This is a genomic window from Finegoldia magna (assembly GCF_018371055.1).
GTDB classification, from domain to species: domain Bacteria; phylum Bacillota; class Clostridia; order Tissierellales; family Peptoniphilaceae; genus Finegoldia; species Finegoldia magna_I.
In genome coordinates this window covers 1-4,265 of sequence record NZ_JAGYZD010000152.1, presented here as the reverse complement: position 1 = coordinate 4,265, position 4,265 = coordinate 1, and the positions used below count along the sequence as shown (strand labels likewise).

Genomic DNA, 4,265 nt, shown 5'->3' with positions numbered 1-4,265 from the left:
ATGCCAGCATTCACGCAAACTGCTGCAATTAATTTCAATTGTGAAGATGAATTGATAGATAAAACCATCTCCAATCTACAAATGATTATGACATCTTCCCCATCGTATATTTTTATGACATCAGTAGAATACGCTATTGATTACTGTATTAAAAATGAAAAAAAATATTCAGAATTAAAAGAAATAATAGATTGGTTTTACCGTGAGATAGATTGCTTAGATTACATTAAAAAATCTCCGATTCAAAAAAATTGCAAGAGAGATTTTACTAGAATTGTTCTTGAATGCGACAATCCACATGATGTAAATGAACATTTGATAAAAAACGGAATCTATATTGAAATGATAGACGACAAAAACTTGGTTTTGATTTCAACGATTGCAGATGAGAAAAAAGATTTCGAAATCTTGCTGGAAGCTCTTCGTTCATATGAAAAATCAGACTCTACGAAAATTTATAAAACATACGATTATTTACTAAACACAAAAATCACCAATGATATCGTGATTTATCCACCAGGAAAGATTTTCGCTAAGAAAAATTCCATAATCAATCAAAAACAAATCGATGAGCTGAACGATTTATCATCAAAAGGCGTAAATATTTTATTAAAATAGCTTGACTTTTTTATTGTAATGGTGTATTATTGTTATAGAACAGATGAGAAAGGAGATAATATGCAATTTGATGATAATAAGCCTATCTACATTCAAATCGTAGATTATTTTAAATACAAAATAATCAGGCAAGAATTAAAGTCTTCTGATAAAATTCCTTCTGTCAGAGAAACTGCGAAAGAATTGAATGTAAATCCTAACACAGTTCAACGTGCTTATGCAGAATTGGAAAGCTGTGGAATTACTATGAGTAAACGAGGACTTGGTTCATTTGTCGATGTCGACGAAGATAAATTAAAAACTTTGAAAAATGATATGGCACAACAATTGATAGATGATTTCTTAAACGAAATGTATCAGATGAATATGCCAAAAGAAAAACTAATGGAACTTATAGATGAAAGGTGGAAAAAATGAGCGTACTCGAAATAAAAAATTTGTCGAAAAAATACGGCAACAAACAAGCACTTAATGATGTATCATTTACAGCCGAAAAAGGAGAAGTCATCGGACTTCTAGGTCCAAATGGTTCTGGCAAGACAACTTTAATCAAAATTTTAGCTGGAATCATAAAAAAATACGAAGGCGAAGTAAAGATTGATTCACAAGATGTAAATTACAAGACAAAAGAATTCGTAAGTTATTTGCCTGACAGATTTTTCCTAGACCCCAACCTAACAATCGCCCAAACACAAGCATTGTTCGAAGATTTTTATTCCGATTTTGATGCAGAAAAATTCACTAGATTTATTGAACAAATGAGTTTGGACAAGAAAATGAAAGTCAGCAATCTATCAAAAGGTATGACTGAAAAATTGAACTTGGCACTTGTATTGTCGCGTCACGCTAAGCTTTTCATAATTGACGAACCAATCGCAGGAGTTGACCCTGTAGCGCGTGAACAAATTTTGGATGCAATCATTGATAACATCGACCCTGATTCCACTCTTGTGATTACCACTCACTTGGTTAGAGATATCGAAAGAATTTTCGACAGAGTAATCATGCTCAACAAAGGTTCTGTGGAATTAAATGATAGCGTAGAAAATTTGAGATCAACTTACAACAAAGGCATTGAAGATGTATACAAACAAATTTTTGGAGGTCACCATGCTTAAACTTTTAAAACACGATTTGAAAAACAACTTAAAATTATGTTTGATATCATTATTTGTAGGATTATTGGGAAACAGCTTTTTATATGCATTATTTAAAAATTCGATAATTGCAAATGCACAAACTTTGGGATTTGTCGAAATGCTTTTCTTGGTTTTGTGTATACTTGCAGTTTTTGGAAGTTTCTTGGCATTGACTGTACAAATTGTCATGATTTTTAGACGTGATTATTATTCTGACAGAGGATATTTGATGTTCACACTTCCTGTTAGAAGCAACGACATTTTATTGAGTAAACTATTATTCGCTCTTATTTGGACAGTAATATTTGCAATAACATTTTCTATAATAAACTTTTTGGGAATGTATTTCGTCGGTGAATCGAAATTCTTAGAAATGATTAAATTGGCATTTAACAATCCATACTTTACGATTTCTCCATTTACATTCATCATTTTGACTCTGCACTTTATTATAAGTACATTCATTGGATACATTGTAATGTATTTCTCAATAGTTGCTACAAAATCATTGTTTCCATCAAACAAGACTGGTTACTCATGGATTATAATTATGATTGTGATTAACGTGGTTATATCTCTAATTGACCAAGAAATATTTACAAGATTCCCTTATCTAATCTCATATGTAGGAGAAGGAATTGTAAATGCTTCAGATACAATTACGATGAACACGTTCACAAAAATAATGGGAATACCAATTTCAAGCAGTATTATTTGGATATTGACAGGACTTGGCTTATACCAAGCATCAATAAAAATGATGGACAACTCAATAGATATTTAAACGACAAAAAGCCTCATATTGAGGCTTTTTTTAAATTATAAATTGATATATTAGTCCTATCGTTGCGCACACGCCGATTATTTTAATGATATAAACTTTTTTATAATACATTACAAATCCCACAACAAATGAAATTACGGCGACAATGTTTATGTTTGTCGTATTAAATGTGCCATTAAACACTGCCGATTCGAACAAATCGATAAATGCAATGAATATCAGTGCTGCAACTGCAGGTTTGATGCCTTTTAGTATATAATCCAAAAACTTTAATTCTTTTCCCGAGAAAATCAACTTAGATAACGGAAGTAGAATAATTAACGCCGGAAACACCAATCCAGTAGTTGCTACAACAGCGCCCAGCACGGAATATATTTTCATTCCAACAAATGTCGCGGAATTTATCGCTATTGGTCCTGGAGTCATTTGAGAAATTGTAAGTACATCTGTCAATTCTCTAAGACTGATCCATTGATTTTCATTTACGACAAAATTTGTGATAAGCGGAAGTGTTGCATATCCTCCACCAAATGCAAATAATCCAACTTTAAAAAACACCCAGAATAATTTAATCAAAATCATATTTGCCACCTACAATCTTTGAATACATTATTCCGATACAAGCACATGCAAGTAAAATTATCGCAACATTTATGTTAAATACAAATCCCATTACAAATGCTAAGATCATTATTCCAATTCCAAGTGCTCTGTCTTTTTTCAAATTTGATTTTGCCAAATCCACAACAGTTAAAAATAATATCGCACTGATTGCTCCACTCATACTAATAAGCATCATATTGATAAATGGATTGTCGTGAATTTTGTTGTAAATCAAACTCACAATCGAAATAATAACCAAGCATGGAAGAGTAGCAGCCAATACACTTGCGATTGCCCCTTTTGTTTTATTAATCCTGTATCCCAATAAAATCGACGTGTTAATAGCCATCGCTCCTGGACAACTTTGAGCCAAGGCGATTATCTTCATCATTTCGTCGTCGTCAATTATTTTTTTGTTCTTAACAAACTCATCTCTAATTATAGGTACTATTGTGTATCCTCCACCAAATGTTACGGCATTAATTTTCAGAAGAGTTTTAAATAAATCTATGTTTTTCAAAATTATCACCTAGATAATATTATCCTATACAATAAAATTTTTTTCAAATCAAAAAACCGAATCTAAATTAATAGACTCGGTTTGAATTCTGATTATATTAAATTAGTTTGCTTTGTCGATTGATCCAAAAATTTCCATTTTTTCTTTAACTTTTGCTTTGATTGCTTCGTAGCCTGGTTTCAAAACTTTTCTTGGGTCAAATCCTTTCTTTTCTTTGTCCTTATTTTCTTCGAAATATTTTCTAGTTTCTTCTGTAAATACGATTTGACATTCAGTGTTTACATTTATTTTGGATACTCCAAGGCTGATCGCTTCTTTTATCATATCAGTTGGAATTCCTGTTCCACCATGAAGAACTAGGGGCATTTCTCCGATTTCTCCTTTGATTTCTCCAAGAGCATTGAAGTCTAATCCCTTCCAGTTTTCAGGATAAACACCATGGATATTACCAATTCCTGCTGCCAAGAAATCTATTCCTAATTCAGAAATTCTCTTGCATTCGTTTTTGTCGGCGATTTCTCCTTGACCGATTACTCCGTCTTCTTCGCCACCGATAGCTCCAACTTCTGCTTCAACGCTGATTCCTTTTGAGTGAGCAAGT

6 protein-coding genes and 1 pseudogene are annotated in these 4,265 nt (G+C 32.2%); 4 read left to right on the top strand and 3 right to left on the bottom strand.

The window, feature by feature from the left end; genetic code table 11:
* From KHW44_RS06905 to KHW44_RS06890, 4 genes and pseudogenes are all read left to right on the top strand, one after another.
* A pseudogene (locus KHW44_RS06905) lies at nt 1-618 on the top strand (ornithine decarboxylase); the annotation flags it as partial.
* A 60-nt stretch (nt 619-678) separates the two neighbouring features.
* Nucleotides 679-1,035 (top strand): GntR family transcriptional regulator, encoded by a 357-nt coding sequence (locus KHW44_RS06900; RefSeq protein ID WP_304067647.1) that lies wholly within the window; start codon nt 679-681, stop codon nt 1,033-1,035.
* The gene (locus tag KHW44_RS06895; RefSeq protein WP_304067644.1) at nt 1,032-1,736 is read left to right on the top strand and encodes an ABC transporter ATP-binding protein; all 705 of its coding nucleotides are present in this window, start codon (nt 1,032-1,034) and stop codon (nt 1,734-1,736) included. Before KHW44_RS06900 ends, KHW44_RS06895 begins: the two co-directional genes overlap by 4 nt.
* On the top strand, nt 1,729-2,541 hold the full coding sequence (locus KHW44_RS06890) for an antibiotic ABC transporter permease (protein WP_304067641.1): 813 nt from the start codon (nt 1,729-1,731) through the stop codon (nt 2,539-2,541). Before KHW44_RS06895 ends, KHW44_RS06890 begins: the two co-directional genes overlap by 8 nt.
* Before the next feature lie 30 nt (nt 2,542-2,571).
* Here KHW44_RS06890 and KHW44_RS06885 read toward each other — a convergent pair whose 3' ends face one another.
* From KHW44_RS06885 to KHW44_RS06875, 3 genes are all read right to left on the bottom strand, one after another.
* Nucleotides 2,572-3,123, bottom strand: a complete 552-nt coding sequence (locus tag KHW44_RS06885) for a chromate transporter (protein ID WP_304067638.1) — start codon at nt 3,121-3,123, stop codon at nt 2,572-2,574.
* Nucleotides 3,110-3,673 carry a chromate transporter gene (locus tag KHW44_RS06880; RefSeq protein WP_304067636.1) on the bottom strand — a complete coding sequence of 188 codons (564 nt, stop codon included), beginning with the start codon at nt 3,671-3,673 and terminating at the stop codon, nt 3,110-3,112. Before KHW44_RS06880 ends, KHW44_RS06885 begins: the two co-directional genes overlap by 14 nt.
* Nucleotides 3,674-3,766: 93 nt before the next feature.
* Nucleotides 3,767-4,265: class II fructose-bisphosphate aldolase (locus tag KHW44_RS06875; RefSeq protein WP_304067633.1), on the bottom strand; the 499-nt coding region annotated here is incomplete at its 5' end.